Source organism: Actinomadura sp. NPDC047616, assembly GCF_040642915.1.
Lineage (GTDB): Bacteria > Actinomycetota > Actinomycetes > Streptosporangiales > Streptosporangiaceae > Spirillospora > Spirillospora miaoliensis.
The window spans coordinates 241804-265624 of sequence record NZ_JBEYTB010000006.1 but is presented as its reverse complement, the minus strand read 5'-3'; the positions used below and the strand labels follow the sequence as shown (position 1 = coordinate 265624).

At 73.2% G+C, this 23821-nt stretch carries 27 protein-coding genes; 9 read left to right on the top strand and 18 right to left on the bottom strand.

Annotation, left to right across the window (positions count from 1 at the left end):
* Positions 1 to 90 precede the first annotated feature (90 nt).
* The 7 genes from ABZ801_RS17000 to clpS form a co-directional block, all read right to left on the bottom strand.
* Positions 91 to 891 (bottom strand): thioesterase family protein, encoded by an 801-nt coding sequence (locus tag ABZ801_RS17000; RefSeq protein ID WP_360698596.1) that lies wholly within the window; start codon positions 889 to 891, stop codon positions 91 to 93.
* A gap of 182 nt (positions 892 to 1073) precedes the next feature.
* Positions 1074 to 2021: a cysteine synthase gene (locus ABZ801_RS16995; protein WP_344957470.1), complete on the bottom strand. Its 948-nt coding sequence runs from the start codon at positions 2019 to 2021 to the stop codon at positions 1074 to 1076.
* A gap of 18 nt (positions 2022 to 2039) precedes the next feature.
* Positions 2040 to 2312 carry a MoaD/ThiS family protein gene (locus tag ABZ801_RS16990; RefSeq protein WP_344957472.1) on the bottom strand — a complete coding sequence of 91 codons (273 nt, stop codon included), beginning with the start codon at positions 2310 to 2312 and terminating at the stop codon, positions 2040 to 2042.
* A gap of 135 nt (positions 2313 to 2447) precedes the next feature.
* Positions 2448 to 2630 carry a hypothetical protein gene (locus ABZ801_RS16985; RefSeq protein WP_360698593.1) on the bottom strand — a complete coding sequence of 61 codons (183 nt, stop codon included), beginning with the start codon at positions 2628 to 2630 and terminating at the stop codon, positions 2448 to 2450.
* 74 nt (positions 2631 to 2704) lie between these two features.
* A complete protein-coding gene (locus tag ABZ801_RS16980; RefSeq protein WP_360698591.1) occupies positions 2705 to 3121 on the bottom strand; it encodes a M67 family metallopeptidase in 417 nt (138 codons plus the stop codon).
* A gap of 75 nt (positions 3122 to 3196) precedes the next feature.
* Positions 3197 to 3727 carry a DUF2017 domain-containing protein gene (locus ABZ801_RS16975; protein WP_344957476.1) on the bottom strand — a complete coding sequence of 177 codons (531 nt, stop codon included), beginning with the start codon at positions 3725 to 3727 and terminating at the stop codon, positions 3197 to 3199.
* 12 nt (positions 3728 to 3739) lie between these two features.
* Complete coding sequence (gene clpS / locus ABZ801_RS16970; protein WP_360698589.1) at positions 3740 to 4036, bottom strand: ATP-dependent Clp protease adapter ClpS; 297 nt, start codon at positions 4034 to 4036, stop codon at positions 3740 to 3742.
* A gap of 123 nt (positions 4037 to 4159) precedes the next feature.
* Here clpS and ABZ801_RS16965 point away from each other — a divergent pair, with 123 nt between their 5' ends.
* Together ABZ801_RS16965 and ABZ801_RS16960 are read left to right on the top strand one after the other, a co-directional pair.
* The gene (locus ABZ801_RS16965) at positions 4160 to 5518 is read left to right on the top strand and encodes a nicotinate phosphoribosyltransferase (RefSeq protein ID WP_360698895.1); all 1359 of its coding nucleotides are present in this window, start codon (positions 4160 to 4162) and stop codon (positions 5516 to 5518) included.
* Between the two features lie 50 nt (positions 5519 to 5568).
* Positions 5569 to 6147: an isochorismatase family protein gene (locus ABZ801_RS16960; protein ID WP_360698587.1), complete on the top strand. Its 579-nt coding sequence runs from the start codon at positions 5569 to 5571 to the stop codon at positions 6145 to 6147.
* Positions 6148 to 6207: 60 nt separating this feature from the next.
* Here the strand turns inward: ABZ801_RS16960 and ABZ801_RS16955 are convergent, their stop codons facing one another.
* The 6 genes from ABZ801_RS16955 to ABZ801_RS16930 form a co-directional block, all read right to left on the bottom strand.
* Positions 6208 to 7962, bottom strand: a complete 1755-nt coding sequence (locus ABZ801_RS16955) for a DEAD/DEAH box helicase (RefSeq protein WP_360698894.1) — start codon at positions 7960 to 7962, stop codon at positions 6208 to 6210.
* A 36-nt stretch (positions 7963 to 7998) separates the two neighbouring features.
* On the bottom strand, positions 7999 to 9042 hold the full coding sequence (locus tag ABZ801_RS16950; protein ID WP_360698585.1) for a zinc metalloprotease: 1044 nt from the start codon (positions 9040 to 9042) through the stop codon (positions 7999 to 8001).
* A 120-nt stretch (positions 9043 to 9162) separates the two neighbouring features.
* A complete protein-coding gene (locus ABZ801_RS16945; protein ID WP_344957484.1) occupies positions 9163 to 9411 on the bottom strand; it encodes a DUF3039 domain-containing protein in 249 nt (82 codons plus the stop codon).
* Entirely contained in the window at positions 9408 to 9542 is a 135-nt protein-coding gene (locus ABZ801_RS16940) for a hypothetical protein (protein WP_344957486.1), read from the bottom strand. Before ABZ801_RS16940 ends, ABZ801_RS16945 begins: the two co-directional genes overlap by 4 nt.
* 9 nt (positions 9543 to 9551) lie before the next feature.
* Complete coding sequence (locus ABZ801_RS16935; RefSeq protein WP_360698583.1) at positions 9552 to 10127, bottom strand: YqgE/AlgH family protein; 576 nt, start codon at positions 10125 to 10127, stop codon at positions 9552 to 9554.
* A gap of 119 nt (positions 10128 to 10246) precedes the next feature.
* Complete coding sequence (locus ABZ801_RS16930; RefSeq protein ID WP_360698581.1) at positions 10247 to 10606, bottom strand: hypothetical protein; 360 nt, start codon at positions 10604 to 10606, stop codon at positions 10247 to 10249.
* Between the two features lie 10 nt (positions 10607 to 10616).
* Between ABZ801_RS16930 and ABZ801_RS16925 the strand changes: the two genes are divergently transcribed.
* The gene (locus ABZ801_RS16925; protein ID WP_360698579.1) at positions 10617 to 11030 is read left to right on the top strand and encodes a hypothetical protein; all 414 of its coding nucleotides are present in this window, start codon (positions 10617 to 10619) and stop codon (positions 11028 to 11030) included.
* A gap of 63 nt (positions 11031 to 11093) precedes the next feature.
* On the opposite strand, the gene ABZ801_RS16920 is transcribed toward ABZ801_RS16925, so the two are convergent.
* The 3 genes from ABZ801_RS16920 to ABZ801_RS16910 form a co-directional block, all read right to left on the bottom strand.
* Positions 11094 to 12497, bottom strand: coding sequence for an NAD-dependent malic enzyme (locus ABZ801_RS16920; protein WP_344957494.1), 1404 nt, complete (start codon positions 12495 to 12497; stop codon positions 11094 to 11096).
* 108 nt (positions 12498 to 12605) lie between these two features.
* The gene (locus ABZ801_RS16915; RefSeq protein ID WP_360698577.1) at positions 12606 to 13292 is read right to left on the bottom strand and encodes a cytidylate kinase-like family protein; all 687 of its coding nucleotides are present in this window, start codon (positions 13290 to 13292) and stop codon (positions 12606 to 12608) included.
* Positions 13293 to 13461: 169 nt separating this feature from the next.
* Positions 13462 to 14370 carry a tetratricopeptide repeat protein gene (locus ABZ801_RS16910; RefSeq protein WP_360698575.1) on the bottom strand — a complete coding sequence of 303 codons (909 nt, stop codon included), beginning with the start codon at positions 14368 to 14370 and terminating at the stop codon, positions 13462 to 13464.
* 634 nt (positions 14371 to 15004) lie between these two features.
* Between ABZ801_RS16910 and ABZ801_RS16905 the strand changes: the two genes are divergently transcribed.
* Positions 15005 to 15862: an ATP-binding cassette domain-containing protein gene (locus ABZ801_RS16905; protein ID WP_360698573.1), complete on the top strand. Its 858-nt coding sequence runs from the start codon at positions 15005 to 15007 to the stop codon at positions 15860 to 15862.
* A complete protein-coding gene (locus ABZ801_RS16900) occupies positions 15855 to 17276 on the top strand; it encodes a hypothetical protein (protein ID WP_360698571.1) in 1422 nt (473 codons plus the stop codon). Before ABZ801_RS16905 ends, ABZ801_RS16900 begins: the two co-directional genes overlap by 8 nt.
* 70 nt (positions 17277 to 17346) lie before the next feature.
* On the opposite strand, the gene ABZ801_RS16895 is transcribed toward ABZ801_RS16900, so the two are convergent.
* On the bottom strand, positions 17347 to 17652 hold the full coding sequence (locus ABZ801_RS16895) for a DUF3817 domain-containing protein (protein WP_344957505.1): 306 nt from the start codon (positions 17650 to 17652) through the stop codon (positions 17347 to 17349).
* A 145-nt stretch (positions 17653 to 17797) separates the two neighbouring features.
* Here ABZ801_RS16895 and ABZ801_RS16890 point away from each other — a divergent pair, with 145 nt between their 5' ends.
* Positions 17798 to 18511, top strand: coding sequence for a DUF4230 domain-containing protein (locus ABZ801_RS16890; protein WP_360698568.1), 714 nt, complete (start codon positions 17798 to 17800; stop codon positions 18509 to 18511).
* A gap of 85 nt (positions 18512 to 18596) precedes the next feature.
* Here ABZ801_RS16890 and ABZ801_RS16885 read toward each other — a convergent pair whose 3' ends face one another.
* On the bottom strand, positions 18597 to 19787 hold the full coding sequence (locus tag ABZ801_RS16885) for an acetyl-CoA C-acetyltransferase (protein WP_344957510.1): 1191 nt from the start codon (positions 19785 to 19787) through the stop codon (positions 18597 to 18599).
* Between the two features lie 132 nt (positions 19788 to 19919).
* Between ABZ801_RS16885 and mce the strand changes: the two genes are divergently transcribed.
* The 3 genes from mce (at position 19920) to ABZ801_RS16870 (ending at position 23774) form a co-directional block, all read left to right on the top strand.
* Positions 19920 to 20345: a methylmalonyl-CoA epimerase gene (mce, locus tag ABZ801_RS16880; protein ID WP_344957512.1), complete on the top strand. Its 426-nt coding sequence runs from the start codon at positions 19920 to 19922 to the stop codon at positions 20343 to 20345.
* Between the two features lie 488 nt (positions 20346 to 20833).
* A complete protein-coding gene (locus ABZ801_RS16875; RefSeq protein WP_344957514.1) occupies positions 20834 to 22147 on the top strand; it encodes a DivIVA domain-containing protein in 1314 nt (437 codons plus the stop codon).
* Positions 22148 to 22319: 172 nt separating this feature from the next.
* The gene (locus ABZ801_RS16870) at positions 22320 to 23774 is read left to right on the top strand and encodes an AI-2E family transporter (RefSeq protein WP_360698565.1); all 1455 of its coding nucleotides are present in this window, start codon (positions 22320 to 22322) and stop codon (positions 23772 to 23774) included.
* Positions 23775 to 23821 lie beyond the last annotated feature (47 nt).

Sequence of the window (23821 nt, the reverse complement as noted above, 5' to 3'; positions counted from 1 at the left end):
CGCCGTGCGCGCGCCCCGGGCGCCCACTCCTGTGATTCCGGGCGTGTCCCGTGCCGGGTGTGACGGTCGCCGACCCGGGATCCGCGCGGCTCAGCGGGACGGGGGACGGCCGACGCGAGCGAGCTGGCGGCTCTGCGCGACCAGGCGGCCCGCCGAGTCCCAGACCTCGACCTCCTCGTCGAACCAGCCGCCGGTGACCATGCGGCCGCTGCCGTGCAGCGCCAGGGGGCCGGGGGCGGGGACGGCGCGCATGTGCCAGGTCATCTCGACGGTCGGGGCCCAGCCCTTGGCGCCGGTGTTGAGGACGATGGGCGGCAGCGCGTCCACGGCCAGGGCCAGGGTGAACGCGTCGGGCTCGTGGGGGTCGCGCAGCCGGAACCAGGCGCGGCACTCGGGCCGTCCGCTGGGCCGCCCGTCCAGCCAGCCCAGCGTGGCGGGGTCGAAGTGCATCTGCACCTGGTCGGCGAAGCCGCGCTCGCGGTCGCGTCCCTGGAAGTGGGTGCACCGCTCGATCGGCGGCAGCGGCGGTGTGGGCGGTTCGCCGACCCACTCGGGTTCGGCGCCGGGCTCCAGGTCGGCGGTGGTGATCAGGGCGTCCACCGCGACGCGGGCGTCCTGGACGAGGCTGACGTGGGCGGCGCTGGCGGTGCGGCCGGCCTTGCGCGGCTCCACCAGCACCTCGGCGGGGCCCGCCTTGGCGACCCGCAGGAAGCTGGCGGCGGTGGCGACGGGGTGGCGGTGCGGGGCGGCGTCGACGGCGGCGCGGGCCAGCACCGCCATCAGGTAGCCGCCGTTGAGGGCCTCGGCGAACCCGAACGCGCCGTCGAGATCGATGCGATACCTGCCCTCGTCCACCCGCGTGACCGCCGTCGCGTCGCCGAACCTGCTCATCCGCCCTCCCGGCCGCCGCCCTGTCCCGGCTCCGTGCCGGCGCGCGGCCGGCACGGATCTAGAATGTCGTTCGAGTATGAACTCTATCCCTCAGGGCAGCCGCCACCGGCCCCGGCAGGGCGGCCGGAGCGCGCCGGGCACGCAACTTGCGGTGCAACGGACACTCCGCCGGACCTGCCCCGTCAGGCCCAGAGCTGGCCTTCGAGACGCTCCTCGGCCTCCTCCAGCGTGCCGGAGTACGCACCCGTCGACAGGTACTTCCACCCGCCGTCGGCGACGATGAACACGATGTCGGCCCGCTCCCCCGCCTTGACCGCCTTGGCGGCCATGCCGAGGGCGGCGTGCAGGGCGCCGCCGGTGGAGATGCCGGCGAAGATGCCCTCCCGCTCCAGCAGCTCGCGGGTGCGGCGCAGCGCGTCGGCCGAGCCCACCGAGAACCGGGTGGTCAGCACGGTGTCGTCGTACAGCTCGGGCACGAAGCCCTCGTCGATGTTGCGCAGCCCGTACACCAGCTCCCCGTACCGGGGCTCGGCCGCCACGATCTTGACGTCGGGACGCTGCTCGCGCAGGTACCGGCCGACGCCCATGAGCGTGCCCGTGGTGCCCAGCCCGGCCACGAAGTGGGTGATCGTCGGCAGGTCCGCCAGGATCTCCGGGCCGGTCGTCTCGTAGTGGGCCAGCGCGTTGGCCTCGTTGCCGTACTGGTAGAGCATCACCCAGTCGGGGTGCTCGGCGGCCAGGCCCTTGGCCACGCGGACGGCCTCGTTGGACCCGCCCGCCGCCGGCGAGAAGATGATCCGCGCCCCCCACATCTCCAGCAGCTGGCGCCGCTCGGCGGAGGTGTTCTCCGGCATCACGCAGACCATGTTGTAGCCGCGCAGCTTGGCGACCATGGCCAGGGAGATGCCGGTGTTGCCGGAGGTGGGCTCCAGGATCGTGCAGCCGGGGCTGAGCAGGCCCTCCTTCTCCGCCTTGGCGATCATCCAGAAGGCGGGCCGGTCCTTGACCGAACCGGTGGGGTTGCGGTCCTCCAGCTTGGCCCACAGCCGCACCTCGGGGCTCGGCGACAGCCGGGGCAGGCCGACCAGGGGGGTGCGGCCCAGGGAGTCCAGCAGGGAGTCGAAACGCATCGGCACGGCGTCCCGGGGTCAGCCGCCGGCGACGGCCGGCAGGATGGTGACGTTGTCACCGTCGGCGACCTCGGTGTCGAGACCGCCGAGGAAGCGCACGTCCTCGTCGTTCAGGTACACGTTGACGAACTTGCGCAGCCCCTTGTCGTCCACCAGCCGCTCGCGCAGGCCCGGGTGGCGGGCGTCCAGGTCGGAGAACAGCTCGTCGAGCGTGCCGCCCTTGCCCTCCACGGACTTGGCGCCGCCGGTGTAGTTGCGCAGGATCGTCGGGATCCGGACCTCGATCGCCATCGCGATGATCTCCTTCGGGTCGTGTCTCTCTGTGGGGGGACCACCCCCCACGCCCCCGGCTCGAGGTAAGGGCTCCCCGCCCGAGGCATCACAACCGGGCGGGAGGCGGGGGAATTCCAGGCGGGATCAGGCGCGTCAGCGACAGTCGTAGACGACCTCGGCGCGCGAGTGCCCGAACAGGAAGCTCTGCACGGGACAGGGGGACGCGGCACCCCGCGGGAACCCGGCGAGTGCGGAGCGGGCCGCCCGCGGCGGCGGCGCGAAACCGGCCGGCGCACGGCGCGCCGCGCCCGGCCCCGACCGCCCGCTCGTCCACATGACGGCCAGTTTACCGGCCGTGTCCGCGGCCCCGATCGGCCGCCCGGGCACGCCCGTCCGCATCGGAACGCCGCTCACTCGTAGCCGTCGACGATCTTCACTTCCTCTTCGGTGATCTCGCCGTCCACGATCCGGAAGGAACGGAACTCGATCTCCTCGGGGTCGCGCGTGGACACCAGCACGTAGTGCGCGTTCGGCTCGGAGGCGTAGGCGACGTCCGTGCGGGACGGGTACGCCTCGGTGGCGGTGTGGGAGTGGTAGATGACCACGGGCTCCTCGTCCCGGTCGTCCATCTCCCGCCACACCTTGAGCTGCTCGATGGAGTCGAACCGGTAGAACGTGGGGGAGCGCTCGGCGTTGGTCATCGCGATGAACCGGGTCGGCCGGTCCGATCCGGCCGCACCGGCGATCACGCCGCATGCCTCGTCGGGGTGGTCGGCGCGCGCATGCGCAACGATCTTGTCAACCAGGGCACGCTCGATCGTCAGCATGCCCCGAAGGCTACCCGCCGCCGCGGGCCCAACCGGCCCCCGCCCCACCTGCGGCCCGCTCCCCCGCCCGGGCGGTCACCACACGGCTCGGACGAGGCTCTCCTGCAGCATCGTCAGCCAGTCGTAGGCGGCGAACATGGGCGTGCGCGGGTCGGCCGGGTCCAGCTCGGCGGCCTCCTCGTACCACTGCTCGGAGATGTCGAGCCGGGTGCCGAGCGCCAGCCGCACGTCGTTGAGGGCCCGCAGCCAGATCTGCGCCTCCTCGTCGTCCAGGACCGTCCGCGGGCCCCGGTCGAGCGTCTTGAGGACCGTCTGGGCGGCCTCGCGCTTGCCGTCGCGCAGGCCAAGCTCGGTGTAGCGGCGGAACTCGCCGGCCGCGCGGTCGTCCTCGCGGTAGCCGTCCGGGAACAGCCGCGCCAGCACCGGGTCGTCCGGCGGGGAGGTGCGCTCGGAGATGCCCACGGCGGCCAGCTCGTCGCCCCGGCCCGGCGCGTCCTGGTCCAGCAGCGCCAGCAGCTGCTCCATCAACGCCCGGACCAGCGCCGCCTCCTCGGGCTCCAGCCGCACGCTGACGCCGCCGCCTCGCACCCTCTTGACCGCACTCATGGATCTCGATTCTCAGTCGTCTCGTTTCACCGTCGCCCACAGGCCGTAGGAGTGCAGGATCTCCACGTCCCGTTCCATCTCCTCACGCGTGCCGTTGGCGACCACGGCGCGGCCCTTGTGGTGCACGTCCAGCATGAGCTTCTCGGCCTTGGGCCGCGTGTAGCCGAACACGGTCTGGAACACGTACGTGACGTACGACATGAGGTTGATCGGGTCGTTCCAGACGATCGCCAGCCAGGGCCGGTCGGCGCTCTGGTCCTCTCCGACGTCCGGCCGTTCGAGCTCGACCGGTGCGGGTGCTGTGCTCATCGGCTCCTCACGTCTCCCTCGTTCCCCGCGGAGTCGATTCCGCCACCGTTCCCGATGCTATGCGCGATGCCGTCGGCCGCGTTCGCCCCTCGGCCGCCGCGGTCCGCGGCGGCCCGCATCTCCATGGTGCACACACCGGGCCTTAAGGTTCCACTTGTGGACCTTGGTGACGGCACGGCTCTGCTGACCGACCATTACGAGCTGACGATGCTGCAGGCGGCGCTGCGCGAGGGCACCGCCGGACGCCGCGCGGTGTTCGAGGTGTTCGCCCGCAGCCTGCCGAACGGACGGCGCTACGGCGTGGTCGCGGGCACCGGACGGCTGCTGGACGCGATCGAGCGCTTCACCTTCGACGCCGCCCAGCTGGAGTTCCTCACCGCCCATGGCGTGGTGGACCAGCCGACCGCCGAATGGCTGGAGAAGTACCGCTTCACCGGGAACGTATGGGGTTATCCCGAGGGCGAGTGCTATTTCCCCGACTCGCCGATCCTGGTGGTGGAGGGCACGTTCGCCGAGGCCGTCCTGCTGGAGACGGTGGCGCTGTCGATCCTCAACCACGACTGCGCGATCGCCTCGGCCGCGTCCCGGATGGTGCAGGCCGCGGCGGGCCGCCCGCTGATCGAGATGGGCTCGCGCCGCACCCACGAGCGGGCCGCCGTGTCCGCCGCCCGCGCCGCCTACATCGCGGGCTTCGCCACCACGTCCAACCTGGAGGCGGGACGCCGGTACGGGGTGCCGACCGCCGGTACGGCCGCGCACGCGTTCACCCTGCTGCACGACAGCGAACGGCACGCCTTCAAGGCCCAGCTCGCCTCCCTCGGCGAGAGCACGACGCTGCTGGTCGACACCTACGACGTCGAGCGGGCCGTGCGCACCGCCGTGGAGCTGGCCGGGCCGGCCCTGGGCGCGGTGCGCATCGACAGCGGCGACCTGGGGGTGATGGCGCGGCGCGTCCGCGAGCTGCTGGACTCGCTCGGCGCCACCGACACGCGCATCGTGGTCACCGGCGACCTGGACGAGTACGGCATCGCGTCGCTCGGCACCGCCCCCGTCAACGGCTACGGCGTCGGCACGTCCCTGGTGACCGGGTCGGGGGCGCCCACCGCGTCCCTGGTCTACAAGCTGGTGGCGCGGGCCGACGGGCCGGAGCCGGACGCCCCCATGCGCCCGGTGGCCAAGCGGTCCGCGGGCAAGCCCACGCGCGGCGGCCGCAAGGCGGCGGTCCGCCGCGTCGACGCGCACGGCACCGCGACCTGCGAGCTGATCACCACGGGCGAGCCGACGCCGGGGCCGCGCGACCGGCTGCTGCACGTCCCGCTGATCAAGGACGGCGAGGTGGTGGGACGCGAGCCCCTGGCCGACGCCCGCGAGCGGCACGCCCGCGCCCTGCGGGAGCTGCCCCCGACCGCCGTGCAGCTGTCGCGCGGGCAGCCCGCGATCCCCACCGAGTTCGTCGACGGCGGCGTGCGCCCGCTGGAGTAGCGTTCGCGTTGTCCGGGGACATACCGGGGGAACCTCATCGAGGAGCGCTCATGGGCAAGGCCCTGATCATCGTTGACGTCCAGAACGACTTCTGCGAGGGCGGCTCACTGCCCGTCGGCGGCGGCGCGGACGTGGCCGCCGCCATCTCCGCGCACGTCGCCGCGCACCGTGACGAGTACGCCCACGTCGTCGCCACCCGCGACTTCCATCTCGATCCCGGCGACCACTTCTCCGCCGACCCGGACTTCGTCGACACCTGGCCCCCGCACTGCGTGATCGGCACGCCCGGCGCCGACTTCCACCCCAACCTGAACCTCGCCCCGATCGAGGTGGTGTTCAGCAAGGGCCGCACCGACGCCGCCTACAGCGGGTTCGAGGGCGCGACCGACGACGAGGTGCCGCTGGCCGAGTGGCTGCTCAGCCACGGTGTGGACGAGGTCGACATCGTCGGCATCGCCACCGACCACTGCGTGCGGGCCACGGCCGTGGACGCCGCGCGCGCCGGGCTGCGCACCCGCGTGCTGCTCGACCTGACGGCGGGCGTCGCCAAGGACACCGTCGACCGGGCCCTGGAGGAACTGCGCCGCGAGGGCGTCGACCTCGTCGGCAGCCCCGTCACCCGCGCCTGACCGGCCGCCGCCGCGGACGCAGGCGCAGACGCGGGCGCAGGCGCGGATCCGGCCGGCGGGTCAGGAGCGGCGCCGGGCGGCCCATTCGCGGATCTTGGCGATGCGGCGGCGGATGTCCTCGGCGCTGGCCTGGGCGATGGCGGGTCCGCCGCAGACGCGGCGGAGCTCGGCGTGGATCACGCCGTGCGGCTGGCCGGTGCGGTGGTTCCACGCGCCGACCAGGCCGTTCAGCTCCTTGCGCAGGGCGTGCAGGTCCTCGGCGGTGGTGCGGTCGTCGGCGCCGTCGGCGCGCGGGTCGCCGGTCTTGTTCTTGCGGCGGGCGCGCAGCTGGTCGGCCTGGCGCTTGCGCAGCAGCGCGCTGACCTGCTCGGGCTCCAGCAGACCGGGGATGCCGAGGAACTCCTCCTCCTCGGCCGAGCCGGGCGTGGCCTGCATGCCGAACTCGCCGCCGTCGTACAGCACCCGGTCGAAGGTGGCGGACGCCTCGACGGTCTCGAAGGAGAACTCCTCCCCCACCGCGTCGGGGTTGTCGCGGCGCCGGTTGGCCTCGGCCAGCAGGTCGTCGTCGAGACCGTCCTCGCGGACCGGCTTGTCGAGCACGTGGTCGCGCTCGGCCTCCATCTCGGCGGCGTGGCCCATCAGCGTCGGCACCGACGGAAGGAACACCGAAGCCGTCTCGCCGCGCTTGCGGGCCCGGACGAAGCGGCCGATGGCCTGGGCGAAGAACAGCGGCGTGCTGGTGGACGTGGCGTACACGCCCACGCACAGCCGCGGGATGTCGACGCCCTCGGACACCATCCGCACCGCCACCATCCAGCGCTCGTCGGTGCCGGCGAACTGCTTGATCTTCTTGCTGGCGGTGGGGTCGTCCGACAGCACCACGGTGGCGCCCTGCCCGGTGACCGCGCGCAGCATCGCCGCGTACGCCCGGGCCGACTCGTGGTCGGTGGCGATGACCAGGCCGCCCGCGTCGGGGATGGCGCGCCGCAGCTCGGTGAGCCGCTTGTCGGCGGCGACCAGCACCTGCCGGATCCAGTCGCCCTTGGGGTCGAGCGCGGCCCGCCACGCCTGCGACATCTGGTCCTGGGTGAGCGGCTCGCCGAGGGTGGCGGTCAGCTCCTCGCCCGCGCGGGTGCGCCAGCGCATCTCGCCCGCGTACGCCATGAACAGCACCGGCCGGACGACCCCGTCGGCCAGGGCCGGGCCGTAACCGTAGGTGTAGTCGGCGCGGCTGCGGCGGATGCCGTCGGAGCCCTCCTCGTACTGCACGAACGGGATGGGGTTGACGTCGGTGCGGAACGGCGTGCCGGACAGGCACAGCCGCCGGGTGGCGGGCTCGAACGCCTCGCGCACCGCGTCGCCCCACGACAGCCCGTCGCCCGCGTGGTGCACCTCGTCGAAGATCACCAGGGTCTTGCGGGCCTCGGTGCGGTTGCGGTGCAGCGCCGGACGGGCCGCGACCGTGGCGTAGGTGACGGCGATGCCGTGGAAGTCCTTGCCGACGCGCCCCTGGGCGTTCTGGAACTCGGGGTCGATCCTGATGCCGACACGGCCGGCGGCCTCGGCCCACTGCCGCTTGAGGTGCTCGGTGGGGCACACCACGGTGACCCCGACCACCACGCGACGGTCGAGCAGCTCGCGGGCCAGCCGCAGCGCGAAGGTGGTCTTACCGGCGCCGGGCGTGGCGACGGCGAGGAAGTCGCGCGGGCCGGTGCCCCCGTCCGCGCCGAAGTACGCCTCCAGAGCCTGCTGCTGCCAGGCACGCAGGGACGAGGCGGTCCCCCAGGCGGCCCGCTCGGGGAAGGCGGGGGGCATGCTGGAAGCGGCGAAAGTGCTCACGGTCATCGAAGGCTACCTAGACTCACCGACAAATCGCGCCCCACCGCGCGCGGAACCCGTCCGGCGCGGCTCCCGGTACGCGGCCCACAACGTGCGCAAACGTCGTCCCTGACCAGCGGTGAACTCCCGCATGCAGTCGTCCCATCCGTAGTTCATGAAATTGCGCACAGGGTCGCTGCCCGGCTCGGGGCAGGTGTCCTTCCGCCGCGGGCAGGCCTGGGCGGGCCACGCCTCGTACGGCGTGTCGCCCACGTCGTCGCCGGGGACCTCGCAGCCGTTCTCGAACGTGTGGAACAGCCCGATCCAGTGCCCGACCTCGTGGACGACGGTGTAGCCGCGGTCGAAGTGCTGGAAGGAGCCGTTGGTCACGCTGCGGTGGTCGACGACGACGCCGTCGTTGCCCGGTTCCCCCCGGTACCACTGGGGGAAGGTGGAGAAGCCGAGCACGTCGGTGCCGACTGCGGCGGTGAACAGGTTGAGGGTGCCGGGTCCGCCGCCGCGCAGGTGGTGTTTCATGGCCCGTTCGTGCGCGTGCGGCTCGGCGAACCACCCGGGTTTGGCGGTGACCTCGTAGCTCTTGAGCCGGAACCTGATGCCGGTGTCGGCGCCGCCCCACCTGCCGCCGTAGGCGGCGTTGAGGGTGGCGACCTGCTGCTTGGCCCTGGCCCGCGACAGGCGTCCGTTCCTGCCGTCGGTCACCACGTGGAACCGGACCGGGATGACGATCGGCCGGCGCCGCCAGCGGGACTCCAGCAACCGCTCGTCGTCGGTGCCGAACCGGGCGCGCAGGGTGCGGCGGAAGTCGTCCAGCATCGCCCGCACCTGGGCGCGCCCGAGGTCGGCGCGATCGCGGACGGGCGGCTCGCCCGGCTCGCCCGTGCGGCGCAGCGCGCCACGGCCCGGCGGCGTGCGGCCCTGCGTCCGGCCGGGCGTGTCGTCGCAGGCGGCCGTCGCCGGCGCGGCCCGGCGGACGACCCGTGCGTCGCCATACGCAAGGGAAACACCACAGAGAGTAATGACAAGTGAGCAGCAGAAGACCCTGCCGAGCCGCTTCATCGATCCCCCGAATCAGAAATTCATGATCTCGCGGCCGGTCTGCCCGCTGGCCGCGAGATCACGTCACGCCCGCCCTTGCGCCGCGCCGCCCGTCATCCCCCCGGGCGGCGCGGGCCGCGCTCACTGGTCCCCGTCGTCGCCCTTGGCCATGCCCTCGTAGATCTCCTTGCACTCCGGGCACACCGGATACTTCTTGGGGTCCCGGTTGGGCACCCAGACCTTGCCGCACAGCGCGATCACCGGGGTGCCGGTCACCGCGCTCTCGGTGATCTTGGCCTTCTTGACGTAGTGGGCGAACCGCTCGTGGTCGCCGTCGCCGTGCGAGAGATCCGGCCGGGTGTCGCTCTCGGGAAGGATCTTCGTGCTCACGTGGCCTCCTCGCCCAGCGGCTCCGAAGCCGCGTCCGCAGGGGTGCTGTGCTCATCGTGCTCGATCGGACCGACGCGGCCGATCGGCCGGGCTCGGCTGCGCGCCGCCCGGCGGCCCGTCGCCTCGCTCACCCCATCACCTTAGTTGAGGGTCGGGTCGTCGGGGAAAGTGGAGACGAACGCCAGGTCACCGCCCTGACGGCGGAGCACCTCGCGCCACAGCCGGGCGGGGTCGCCGGCGAACACGTCGCCCGCCTCGGCCGGGACCACGTACCACGCGCCCTCCTCGATCTCCTCGTGCAGCTGCCCGGCCGACCAGCCGGAGTACCCGGCGAACACGCGCAGCTGGAGCAGTTCGGGCGCCAGCAGGCCGGGCGGGGCGTCCAGGTCCACCAGGCCCACCCGGGCCACCTCCGACCCGCCGTCCAGGGCGCGCCACCCCAGCGGCTCGCCCTCGCCGGGCAGCCGCGCCAGCGCCAGCGCGTTGTCGAGCGCCACCGGCCCGCCCTGGAACACCACCGACGGCCCGGTCACCAGTTCCGCCCACGGCGGCAGCACCCGGTCGACGGGCACCTCGGTCGGCCGGTTGAGGACGACGCCGAGCGTGCCGCCCTCGATGTCGTGCTCGACCACCAGGACGACGCTGCGCCGGAAGTTGGGGTCGTCCAGCTGGGGGGTGGCCACGAGCAGCTGCCCCACCCTTATGCCGTCTTCCATGGCAACCATCATGCGTTGCCCGGAGCCCCGGCGGCACGCCCCCCGCACCGTTAGCCTGTTACGCATCCCTATCGCCCGGGGTATCGGCAGAACGCGGAGCCGGGTTAAGAATGATCTACTCAGGATCGCCGAGCGCCGGGAACCAGCCGACGGGCCGGGAGGAACGCGATGCAGTTGCCGAGGGTCCTCATCGCCGCCGTATTCTTCGTCATCGGGTTGCTGCTCGCGCTGCCCTGGCTGACCGACTTCACCGGGATCACCCGGTCGGGGTCGCCCGCCGCGTCCACGTCATCGCCCAGCCCGGACGACTCGGGCTCGGCGAGCCCGACGCCGTCGGGCACCCGCACCGGGCGTGACGGCGACGGCTCGGCCAGTCCCAGCCCGAGCCGGACGACGTCGTCGCCGAGCCGCAGCGCCTCGCCGAGCCCGACGCGCACCACGCGCACCCCCGCGCCCGGCAACGCGCCGCTGACCGTCACGATCGGCGCGGTGGACTGCCCAGGCCGCACGGTGGACGTGACCGTCCGCAACACCGGCAGGGGCACCGAGGACTACGCCATCGAGCGCAACGACGGGTCGGCCGCCACGGCCGGCCGGCTCGGCGCCGGCGCGTCCCGCACCACCGAGATCACCCTGCGCGAGGACCGCCGCACCCGCGTCGAGGTCACCTGGCGCAACCGGCCGGTGCGGGAGCGGACGATCACCGCCGACTGCCGCCGCGCCACCCCCGCGCCGAGCCCGAGCGACGAGCTGCCGCGCACGGGCTCGGACTCCACGGTGCTGTGGGCGCGCGCCGCGACCGGCACCGCCGCCATGCTCACCGGCGCGATCATCTTCTGGTACGGCGGCATCTGGCCGCGGCGCCGCGAGCAGATCTTCGCCAAGAAGACCGGCGGCGAGTGACCCGTCCGGAACCCCGTCCCGAGCCCTGTCCGGAACCCCGTCCGGAGGCTCGGGCGGCGCCCCTCACGCCTCGGTGCGGGGGCGGCCGCCGGCGGCCTCCCGGACGGCGCCCGCGACGCGGCCGCTGACCTCCGGGTGGAACACGCTCGGCACGATGTAGTTGGGGCCGAGCTCCTCGTCGGTGACGACCTCGGCCAGGGCCTTGGCGGCCGCCAGCAGCATGTCCTGGGTGACGCCGTCGGCCTGGGCGTCCAGCAGGCCGCGGAACACGCCCGGGAAGGCCAGCACGTTGTTGATCTGGTTGGGGTAGTCGCTGCGCCCGGTGGCGACCACGGCGGCGTGCTCGCGCGCCTCGTCGGGGGACACCTCGGGCTCGGGGTTGGCCAGCGCGAACACGATCGCGTCGTCGTTCATGGCCGCGATGTCGGCGCCGGTCAGGATGCCCGGCGCCGACACCCCGATGAACACGTCGGCGCCCTTGACCGCGCCGCGCAGGTCGCCGGCGTAGCCCTCGTCGTTGGTGTGCTCGGCGATCCAGCGCAGCGACTCGTCCAGGTCGTCGCGGCCGGTGTGCACCGCGCCGCGGTAGTCGCACACCACCACGTTCTTGGCGCCCGCGTTCAGCAGCAGCCGCAGGATCGCGGTGCCCGCCGCGCCCGCGCCCGCCATCGCGATCCGCACCGCGCCCAGCTCCTTGCCGACCACGCGCAGCGCGTTGGTCAGCGCGGCCAGCACGCAGATCGCGGTGCCGTGCTGGTCGTCGTGGAAGACGGGGATGTCCAGCAGCTCGCGCAGCCGGGCCTCCACCTCGAAGCAGCGCGGCGCGGAGATGTCCTCCAGGTTGATGCCGCCGAACGCGGGGGCCAGGATCTGCACGGTGCGGACGATCTCGTCGGTGTCCTGGGTGTCCAGGCAGATCGGCCAGGCGTCGATCCCGGCGAACCGCTTGAACAGCGCGGCCTTGCCCTCCATGACCGGCAGCGCCGCCTCCGGGCCGATGTTGCCCAGGCCCAGCACGGCCGACCCGTCGGTCACCACGGCCACGCTGTTGCGTTTGATCGTCAGCCGGCGCACGTCCTCGGGGTTGCGGGCGATGGCCAGCGACACCCGCGCCACGCCCGGCGTGTAGGCCATGGACAGCTCGTCGCGGGTGCGCAGCGGCACCTTGGACTGCATCTCGATCTTGCCGCCCAGGTGCATGAGGAAGGTGCGGTCGCTGACCTTGTGGACGGAGATGTCGTCGAGCTGCTCCAGGGCGCCGACGATCGCCTCGGCGTGCTCGGTGTCGCGGGTGGCGATGGTGACGTCGATGCGCAGCGTCTCGTGCCCGGCGGTGTTGACGTCGAGGGCGGTCACGATGCCGCCGGCGTTCTCGACCACGTGCGTGATCTGGCTGACGGCCTTGCCGCCGGCCGGCACCTCCAGCCGGACGGTGATGGAGTACGACACGCTGGGCACGCTGGCCACGACTGCTCCCTCTGCTGTGGGGTCCCTCTTCGTCCGCCCCATCGTCCCATGTCAGAACGGTATGGGCGGTTCCGTCACCCGGCCTCGCGGCGCCGCGGACCCGCCGCCTCAGAACGCCAGGGCCGCGGTCACGACGAGCTCGACGACGGTGGGCTCGGGGATGCGGGTGCTGTCGATCAGGAGGTGGTAGAGCCGCGGATCGGCGGGGTCGGCCCCGTAGAAATGCTTCACGTAGGCCGCCCGGGCGCGGTCATCGCCTTCGAGGATACGCTCAACATCGCGTTCGGAGGGCACAGTCATCGTGCTCTGTTCCGCGCGTTCGCCCCCGGCCTCCCCGCCGCGTTCTCGCCACCGCGCCCTGGCCCTGGCCAGCCTGCGCTGGCGCGAGCCGTCCAGGCGCACGTGCAGGGCCCGCGGGTGGTGGGCGAGCACCAGGGCCCCGGCGCGGCCCAGCACCACGCCGCCCCCCTCGTGCGCGACGCGCCGGATGGCCTCCTCGGTGCGTGTGACGAACTCCTCTTCCGGGATCGCCCCGCGCTCGGGCAGGGAGACGTCCATGCCGCCGAGCGACACGCCGGGCAGGCGCGCGGCGTCCACCAGGAGCCGGCCGATGCCGCTCTCGGCGCGGTCGTCGTGCGCCAGCGCCTCCTCCAGCGAGCAGCCGATCTCGGCGGCGACGGCGACGGGCACGGCGCGGTCGACGAACGGCAGCCCCAGCCGCCCGGCGACGGCGTGGCCGATGGCGGCGCCTCCGGCGCCGAACGTGGCGGAGAGGGTGACCACACGCGCGGCCATACCGACATCATGCCCATTTCGGGCACTGCCCATTTCGGGCACTGTTCACGGGCCGGCCGCCCGGCGCCCGCACGCCGTTTCGCCACTCGACCGGCCGGACCGGCCGGAGCCGGGTCGGCGTCCGGACCGCGCGGCGGGCGCCGGAACCGCCGGAAACGGCCGGAGACCGTCAGAACAGGGCGGACTGCAGGCTGCGACGGGCCTTGCCGACCCTGGGGTCGTCCGGCGAGAGCAGGTCGAACAGCTCCACCAGGTGCTTGCGGACGGCGTCGCGGTCGTCGCCGGCGGTGCGCCGGACCGCGCCCAGCAGGCGGTCGAAGGCGGCGTCGATCTGGCCCGAGACCATCTCCACGTCGGCGGCCAGCAGCTGCGCCCGGACGTCGTCGGGCTTGGCCTCGGCGTCCCGCAGCGCGTCCTGGGCGTCGACCCCGCGCACGCGCAGGCTCAGCTCCACCAGGGTCATGCCGCGCTTGGCGCCCTCGTCGCGCGGGTTGCGGTCGAGGATCCGCTGGAACGCCGCCTTGGCGCCGTCCAGGTCGCCCTTCTGCAGCGCCTCCTCCGCCTCGCCGTACACCTGGTCGGCGGCGGACACGCCCGGCGCACCCGCACCGGCCTCGGCGCCCTCGGGGGCCTCCGGCAGGATGCCCTCCTTGCGCAGGGCGTCGAACAGCTGGTCGAGGGCCTGGCGCACCTGCGGCTCGGGCGCGGCGCCGTTCAGGAACGGCAGCAGCTGGCCCGCGACCACCACGGCCACGAACGGGATGCCGCGCACGCCCATCTGCTGCATGTACGCGGCCAGCTGCGGGTTGGCGTCGATGTCGACCTTGGCCAGCACCCACTGGCCGGCCGCCTCGTTCGCCAGCTTCTCCAGGATGGGGCCGAGCTGCTTGCACGGTCCGCACCACTCGGCCCAGAAGTCGACCAGCACCGGAACGGTGCGCGACCGGTCGACCACCTCGGCGTTGAAGGTCTGGTCGGTGACGTCCACGACGTACGGGCCGCCCGCGGCGCCGTTCGCGCCGCCGGCATCGCCGCCCGCGGCCTCCGCGGCCGCCTGACGCTCCTGCTGCCGCTTCACGGCCGCCTGACGGGCACCCAGATCGATGGCCCCGTGCAACGAAAAGTCCCGAGAAGGCATGGGTCCATCCTGCCCCATCGGAGCCCCGGTCCGTACGCCCGTCCGCTCCCAGCGGACCGCCCGGCGCGGCGGCCCGGCGCCCGCGGCGGGTCCCGGCCGGCCCGGCTTCTGCCGGGAATTCACGCCATATCGATCGGACGGGCGGCCGGCGGGCGATCGGCCCGGCGCGTTTTCCGACATTTCGGCGGCCGTCCGGGCGGCGCGCGCCGCACCCGCCCCGGACAGAGCGGAACATTTTCCGAAGTCTGCTCTTGGTACGCAGAGCAAAGAATCCAGGCCGTTCCGCGCGGCAGCAAAAAGACGGCTGACAGCTATCGCCAAGCGTGGTTATAGTCACGATGTCGATGCATGGCGCGACGGCAAAGAGGCGCGCCGCCCGCCCCCGTGAGGGGTTCGGAGCGGGCGCGGCCGCGGCATCGGAGGAGACGCCGACCGGCGTCGCGCCGCGGGGGCTCGTCCCCGCGTTTTCCGGCCGCACCGTCCGCCCGCGGGGATCGTCCCGCAGGAACGGCACGACGCGACAACGGGGGGTAAGAGTTTGATCGCGGAGCATTCCGCGATCGTGGCCCGAGGGATGGGAGTCCGCCGCGGGGGGCGGTGGCTCCTGCGCCCGGCGGCCTTCGGCATCGCCGGGGGCGTGACCGGGCTGGCCGGACCGCCGGGTACCGGTAAATCCACTCTGCTGGCCACGTTCGCGACACTGCGCAGACCGCAGGCCGGGGCGCTGCGGATTCTCGGCCGCGACACCGGGAATTGCGCGGATCTGCGTGCGGCCCGAGCGCGGATCGGTTATCTTCCCGGCCGATTCCGCTGGGCGGATAATCTGACCGCCGCGGAGTTCGTCGCCTATGCCGCGTATTACAAAGGGATGCGCGGCACGGCCGTACGACCGGCGCTGCGGCGTTTCGACATCGCCGACACCGCGGCCACCGAACTGGCGCTGCTTCCACCTGACGTGCGGCTGCGCGCGGGGCTGGCGGCGACCTGCGTGCACGAGCCGGAACTGGTGCTGCTGGACGACCCGCTGGGCGTCGCGTCCGCGCGGCGCGGCGTGCCGGCACGGGGCTCGTCCTCCCGGCGGGGCGGCGGGGCGCACGCACGCGCGGGCACGGACGCCGACGTCCCTTACGGCGACCCGGCGGAACTGGCGGATCTCGCGGACCTGGCGGAGCTCATGCCGCTGCTGCACTCGCTGGCGCCCACGGTCGTCATCACCGCCCCCGCCCCGCATCTCCTCACCGGGTGGTGCGACCGGCTTCTCGCCCTGTCGCGAGGGCGGATCACGGATCTGCCGACGCGTTCGTACCGTCCGGTCCCCGGCGCCGGCGTGGGCGAGGCGCCGGCACCGGTAGACGCCTCCCGGGCGTCCTGGCCGGAGGTGCTGCGCGACCGCGTGCCACGGCTGCCCCTGAGGACGGGCGCCGGTGTCTGAGCTCGGCCGCGTGTCCGAGCTGGGACGGGTGCTTCGCCTGGACGCCCGCCGTACGGCGCTGCTGCTGGCCGTACCGGTGCTCACCGGCATCGGGACGGTCACCGCGTGGCTGAGCCTCGGCCCCAACGTCGGCTACTGGGACAACTCCGTGGTGGCCTTGGTCAACACGGTCCGTGTCCTGGGCCCGGCGGCGGCGGCGCTGGCGGCGTGGGCGGCCCTGCGGGAACGCAGGCTCGACTTCCTGCGCGACCTCACGACCCGGTCCCCGGCCACCGGCGCGTTGCACGACCTGTTGCTGCTGGCGGCGGCGGCGCTGACGGCGTACGGGACGGTGACCGTCGTCATCGTGGTGGAGACGCTGCTCCGTGGCGAGGCGGGCCGTCCCCATCCCCTCGGGGCGGTGGCGGGGGCGGCGGCGCTCGTCCTGCACGTGGTGCTGGGCTACCTGGCCGGACGCTTGTTCCCCCGTCCCCCGACAGCCGTGACCGTGGCCGTGGTGACGTGCCTGTGGGCCGTGTCGCGCGCCCCCGGATCGTCGTGGTGGAGCCTCCTGCCGCCCGCCGCGCTCCCCCAGGTGCCGTTGTTCACCGGCCTGCGCACGCGTGTGCTGGCCGACCAGACGCTGTGGTCGCTGGGGTTGATCGCGGCGCTGGTGCTGGCGTACGTGGGGTGGGCCACCCGGCGCGTCGTGGTGGCGGTGCCGGTGGCCGCCGCGCTGGCGCTGACCCTGATGGGCACCGCCGGGCTGCACTCCTCCCACGGGCAGGCGGCGGCTCCCGCGCCCGTCGCGCTCGCCTGCCGGGAATGGCCCCTCACCGTCTGCGTCCACCCGGCGTTGCGCAGTGCCCTGCCCGCCCTGTCCAACGCGACGACTCCGCTGGCGGCCCGGCTGGCGGGCACCCCGTTCGCGTTCAACCGCGTCGAGCAGCGGCCCGAGCGGGAGCCCGCGCGTGTCGCGGACGGCGTGGCCGTCGTCCACCTGACGGACCTGTCCCCCGGATTCGAGACGCGCGCGGTACGGCAGATCCAGGACGCCCTGGTGGACGCCCGGGCGTGCGCGGCGTCCCTCGACCCCGCGGCCGCCGAGTACCGCGCGCTGGTGGACGCCTGGCTGCTGGGACGTGAGCCGCCGGCCATCTCCGACCGGACGGCCGCGCGGCGCTTCCGCGGCTGGCGCGAGGAGACGCGCCGCGCCTGGCTGCGCCACCACTACACCGACTACCGGCACTGCGCGCTCGGCCCCGGGCACTTCCGGCCGTCCGTGACACGCCCCGGCCTCATGCGGCCGTCCCTGACACGGCCGTCCCTGACACGACCGTCCCTGACGCGGCCGTCGCGCCGGGCCGTGGTCCACCCCAGGCGGACCATGACGCGTCCCGGTGTCGTGACCCGTCCGTACGGCGGTCCCCGCTAGCCGGGGTTCCCCCGCGTGACCACGTCGAGCCCCCGAGCCCCGTCGTGGTCACGCGGAAGCCGGCGGACGCTCAGGCGGCCTCCTTCACCGGCGCGCCCTCGCCGGTGGGCCGGATCCAGTACCGCTCGACCAGGAACGGGGCGACCGGGAGGACCGCGGCGACCAGCGCGAGGACCGTGCGCCTGAGGTCCCAGCCGAGCTGCTCGCGCGCCACGAAGACCAGGCCGACGTAGGCCAGGAACAGCACCCCGTGGATGGGGCCGACCACCGACACGCCCTGCGGCATGTCGCCCATGTACTTGAAGGGCATGGCGATCAGCAGCAGCACCAGGAACGAGGTCGCCTCGGCGATCGAGACGACACGGAGAGCACGCACGATGTCCACGTCCGGCCAACGTCCCGGCCCCGCCGCGGGGTTTCGGCCACGGCTATGGTCCTGGTCACAGCCGTCCGGGCGGGCCGTGGCGCGATACCGCGCCAAAGTGAGGTGACCATGGGGGCACGCCGGGAATGTCCTGTGCATGGCACGCTCGGAGCCCCCCTCGAACACCAAGGACGCCCCCGAGTCGCGACCGGCCGCCGCCCCCCGGCGCGCGTCCCGGCGCGGTATCGGCGCGTCCGTGCTGCTCATAGTGGCGACCGTGGCGGTCGTGCTGGTCGCCCAGCAGGCGCTGCGCCTGCTGCCGGACTCCCTCAACCCCTTCGAAGAGGAGACCAAGGACCGCAGCGGCCCGGTGCTGCTGCAGTCCATCCGCGACCTGTCCCGCTACGAGGCCGCCAGCGGAAACTTCCAGGTCATCGTGGACCTGGAGAAGGACGCCAAGTTCCTGCCCAGCTCGGTGCGCGGGTCCCGCACGCTGTTCGTCGGGCAGGGGTCGGTGGACGCCTACGTCGACTTCTCCCGTCTCGGCTCGGGCGCGATCACCGTCAACGCCGACCGGACGGCCGCCACCGTGCGGCTGCCGCGCGCCCAGCTCGACACCGCCGCCCTCGATCCCAAGCGCAGCCACGTGTTCGCCACCGAACGCGGGCTGATCAACCGGTTCGGCGACTTCTTCAGCGGCAACCCCAACGACCAGCAGCAGCTGTACGTGCTGGCCAGTCAGAAGATCCAGCAGGCCGCGGCGCAGAGCGGGCTGCGCGAGCGCGCCGACCAGAACACCAAGCTGATGCTGGAGAACATGCTGCGCGCGCTGGGCTTCAAGACCGTCAACGTCCAGGCCGCCGCGCAGTGACGCGCTCCGGCCCGCGCCGCCGGTTCCGGCGGCGCGGGCCGTTCCCCGCCTGAGGTGGCCGGGAACGGGCGTCAGGAGTCGGGCGTCAGGAGGCGGGCACGCGCAGGACGAGCGCGTCACCCTGTCCGCCGCCGCCGCACAGACCCGCGGCGCCGACGCCCCCGCCGCGCCGCTTCAGCTCGTGGGCCAGGTGCAGCGCGATGCGGGCGCCCGACATGCCGACGGGGTGGCCCAGCGCGATGGCGCCGCCGTTGACGTTGACCTTCTCGGGGCCGACGCCCAGGTCGCGCATGGACTGCACGGCGACCGCCGCGAACGCCTCGTTGATCTCGACGAGGTCCAGGTCGGCGACGTCCAGGCCCTCCTTGCCGAGCGCGTGCTTGATCGCGTTGGCGGGCTGGGACTGCAGCGAGTTGTCCGGCCCGGCGACGTTGCCGTGCGCGCCGATCTCGGCCAGCCACGGCAGGCCCAGCTCCTCGGCCTTGGCCCTGGACATCACCACGACCGCGCAGGCGCCGTCGGAGATCTGCGACGACGACCCGGCGGTGATGGTGCCGTCCTTGGCGAACGCCGGGCGCAGCCGGGCCAGGGTCTCGGCGGTGGTGTCGCCGCGCACGCCCTCGTCGGCGGAGAACACCACCGGGTCGCCCTTGCGCTGCGGGATCTCCACGGGGACGATCTCGGCGTCGAAGAGCCCGTTCTTGATCGCGTCGGCGGCGCGCTGGTGCGAGCGGGCGGCGAACTCGTCCTGCTCCTCGCGGGTGATCCCGAGCCGGGCGTTGTGGCGGTCGGTCGACTCGCCCATCGAGACGTGGTCGAAGGCGTCGGTGAGCGCGTCGAAGGCCATGTGGTCCAGGACCTCGATCGACCCGTACTTGTAGCCGCCGCGCGACTTGGGCAGCAGGTGCGGCGCCTGGGTCATCGACTCCATGCCGCCGGCCACCACGATGTCGAACTCGCCGGCCCGGACGAGCTGGTCGGCCAGCGCGATCGCGTCCAGCCCGGACAGGCACACCTTGTTGATGGTGATCGACGGGACGTTCATCGGGATGCCCGCCTTGACCGCGGCCTGCCGGGACGGGATCTGCCCGGCGCCGGCCTGCAGCACCTGACCCATGATCACGTACTGCACCCGGTCGCCGGTGATGCCGGAGCGCTCCAGTGCGGCCCTGATGGCCAGGGCGCCCAGGTCGGCGGCGCTGAAGTCCTTGAGCGATCCCATCAGGCGGCCGATGGGGGTGCGCGCTCCCGCGACGATCACGGACGAAACGGTCATGACAGGGGCCTCCACAGACGTCGGCGGCGACGTTTGTCACCATACCCAGCGGAACCCTTTCGTCCTGGGGGCGGCCCCAGGCGTCCGTCCGCCGGACGGAGAGCCCGGACGGAGAGCGGAGGAGAGGCGCGCATGCTGACGCGTATCGACCACATCGGCATCGCCTGTCACGACCTGGACGCGACGGTGGAGTTCTACCGGTCCACCTACGGATTCACCGACGTCCACTTCGAGGTGAACGAGGAGCAGGGCGTCCGCGAGGCCATGCTCAAGATCAACGAAACGGGGGACGGCGCGGCCAGCTACCTGCAGCTCATCGAGCCGATCCGGGACGACTCGCCGGTCGCCAAATGGCTGGCCAAGAACGGCGAGGGCGTGCACCACATCGCCTTCGGCACCGACGGCGACGTCCAGGACGAGGCGGACGGCATCGCGGGCAAGGGCGTGCGCGTGCTGTACGAGGCCCCGCGGCGCGGCTCCATGGGCTCGCGCATCAACTTCCTGCACCCCAAGGACTGCCACGGGGTGCTCACCGAGCTCGTCCAGAAGAAGTCCTGAGGACGTCCTGAAGACTTCCTGAAGAAGTGCTGTAGACATCGGCCGCCCGCGTCCGTACGCACCCGCGGATCGCGACGGACGCGGGCGAGGCGGCGGGACGACGAGGCGCACGCGACCGCGCGCCGGGACGCGCGCAAGTGCGGCGCCGCACCTGAGACGCGGCGGCCGGCGGTGATGTTCGGCCGAACCCCCAGATCGTGATGTGTTTGATATCACCCGGCCGGAATAGGGGACGCCGAGCTCGATTCTGTGACGATTCGACCACGTTTGGTGTGTTTGGGGAGTAGACGCCCACGTATCTGGGGCGCCGCGGGGTGGAGCGACAAAAACGACAAACTACGCAGCGCGTTAAGATGAGCCCCCAACACGGCAGTGGCGGGAGTACGCTTCTTTCGCCGGAAGAGGTCTGGGGCCCGCGTGCCCGTTCAGCCAGGCGATCAACCGGTCCCGGAACCCCACGTAGCCCCGTCACATCAGGATTGAGCCCTATGCAGTCCGACATCGACGCCCAGCTCAGCAACTTTTTCGAAGACACGCCCCCGCGCGAGTTCGACGTGGTGCTTCGCGGCTACGACCGGCACCAGGTCGACGAGCACATCAAGGCGCTCGACAACGAGGTCCGCCAGGCCCGCGAGCAGACGCAGGCGCTGCAGCGGGAGCTGTCGGACGCGCATCGTCAGCTGCAGGAACAGGAGCGTCCGACCTACTCCGGCCTCGGCGCCCGGATCGAGCAGCTGCTGCGGCTCGCCGAGGAGCAGGCCACCGAGCTGGTGCAGGCCGCCCGGTCCGAGGCCAACGAGATCAAGGCCGCGGCCAAGGTGGACGCCGCCGAGCTGCGCGCCACCGCCGAGAACGACGCGGCCGAGCTGCGCGCCACCGCCCAGCGCGAGTGCGACGACATGCGGGGCGCCGCCGAGCGCGAGGCCGAGGAGGTGCGCACCGCGGCCCGCCGCGAGGCCGACGAGCTGACCTCCACCACCGAGCGCGAGGTCGCCAAGCTGCGCGCCACCGCCGACCACGAGGTCGCCGAGAAGCGCGCCGCCGCCGAGCGCGAGATCGCCAAGCTGCGCACCACCACCGAGCGCGAGGTGGCCCAGCTGCGGGCCTCCACCAAGCGCGAGCGCGACGAGATCCTCACCACCGCCAAGCGGCAGGCCGACGAGATGCGCGCCCAGGCCCAGCGGATCCTGGAGGAGAGCGAGGCCCAGCGCGCCCAGGCCGAGGCCGAGTTCGAGATCCAGCTCGCCGCCCGGCGCGAGGAGGCCGACCGGCAGGACGCCGAGCGGCACGCCGCCGCCCAGGCCGCCACCCAGAAGCTGGTCGCCGAGGCCGAGCAGCGCGCCGCCTCCGCCGAGCAGCGCGCCGCCAAGGCCACCCAGCAGGCCGAGCAGACCCGGCGCGAGGCCGACTCGCACGCCAAGCAGCTCATGGCCAACGCCCGCAAGAACTCCGACCAGGTCATCGCCGAGGCCAAGGCGCAGGCCGAGCAGCTGCTCGCCGAGACCAAGGCCGAGGCCGACCGCATCCGCACCGCGGCCCAGCGCCAGGTGGACGAGCTGACCCGTCAGCGCGACAGCATCACCAGCCACCTCAACCAGCTGCGCCAGCTCATCGGCGGCGTCGCCCCGGCGATGGGCGGCGTGGACGAGATCTCCGCCCCGGCCCCCAAGCCGGAGCTGTCGGCCTCCGAGCCCGCCAAGCCCGCCTCGTCCCAGGGCCAGCAGGCGCAGGCCAAGCAGCAGCCCGCCAAGGGCCAGGCCAAGAAGTCCGACGAGGAGGACGAGGACTGGTGGCAGGAGTGACCGCCCGTCCCTGACCTGTGACACGGGCCCGAGCCCGCGACCCGCGAAAAGCCTGGAGGCGCCGGACTGCCTCTAGGCTTTTCGTCGTGTGAGCGGATGTTCGCGCAGGCCCGCCCCGCGCGAGCGCCCACGTCCCGCGCGTATCGGTTGGACTGAGCAGAAGGAGAGCGGCGTGCCCGACCAGACGCCACACGACGACCGGCCGGCGCCCCCCGCGGATCCGGGCGACCCGAGCGCGCAACCGCCGCTCCCCTCGCCCCGCCCCACCGCGCCCGGCAGCACCCCTTCCGGCGCGGGGCCCGGAGCGGCGACCAACGGCCCGGCCCGCGCGGCCGACGCCACGTCCACCAAGACCGACGCGCCCACGCAGACGGCGTCCAACGCCTCGAACGGCGGCACCGCGACCAAGACGACGTCCGGCGGCGGCGCGGACTCCCCCGCCGAGACGGCGGCACCCGGCCCGGCGGGCAACGCCCAGGCCGGCCCGGCCGGCGACGCGGGCGGCGACGTGGCGCTGCCGGATCCGGTGACGGACGTGGACGTGCGCAAGCAGGAGGCCGGGGTGGACGAGACGGCGCCGTTCGGGCGGCCCGGGCGGCCGCTGGGGCAGGCGCATCCGTTCGTGTTCGGCTTCACCGGGGCGCTCGGGGTGCTGACGGCGTGGCTGCTGGTCCAAGCCGTCATGAACGTGCGCCAGGTGCTGGTGCTGATCACCGTGTCGATGTTCCTGGCCGTCGGGCTGAACCCGGCCGTGGAGTCGCTGCAGCGGGGCCGGATGCCGCGCGGCGCGGCGGTCGGCCTGGTGTTCCTGGGCGTGGTGCTGGTGTTCGTCGGGGTCGGCTTCGCGATCGTCCCGCCGGTCACCAACGAGGTCAGCAAGTTCATCGACCACCTGCCCACCTACATCAGCCAGCTCCAGGGCAACCGGCAGATCCAGGAGTGGGACCGGCGCTACCAGCTGCTGGAGAAGGTGCAGGAGGCCGTGACCAACCCCAGCTTCGGGCAGGGCGCGGCGGGCGGCCTGGTCGGGGCCGGGCGGGTCGTGGTCAGCGGGGCGTTCAGCACGCTGACGGTGCTGATCCTCACGCTGTACTTCCTGGGCTCGCTGCCGACGATCACGTCGTTCTTCTACCGGCTGGCGCCGCGCTCGCGCCGCGCCCGGGTGGCGCTGCTGGGCGACGAGATCCTGGGCCGGATCGGCGGCTACGTGGCGGGCACCGTCATGGTGGCACTGATCGCGGGCACCGCGGCGTACATCTTCCTGAGCATCGTCGGGGTGCCGTTCGCGCTGCCGCTGGCCATCACGGTCGCGTTCACCGCGCTGATCCCGCTGGTGGGGGCGACGATCGGCGCGGTGCTGGTGAGCGTGGTGGCGTTCTTCGACGGCCTCGGCACCGGCATCGCCTGCGTGGTGTTCTTCGTGATCTACCAGCAGGTCGAGAACTACCTGATCCATCCGCGGATCATGAAGCGGGCGGTGGACGTGCCGCCCGCGGTGACCATCATCGCCGCGCTGATCGGCGGCGCGCTGCTGGGGTTCGTCGGCGCCCTGCTCGCCATCCCGACGGCGGCGGCGGTCGCGCTGATCATCCGGGAGGTCATCCTCCCGCGCCAGGAGAGCCTCTGACGGGGCCCCGGCGGGGCATCGACGGGGCTCCGGCGGGCTCCGGCGGC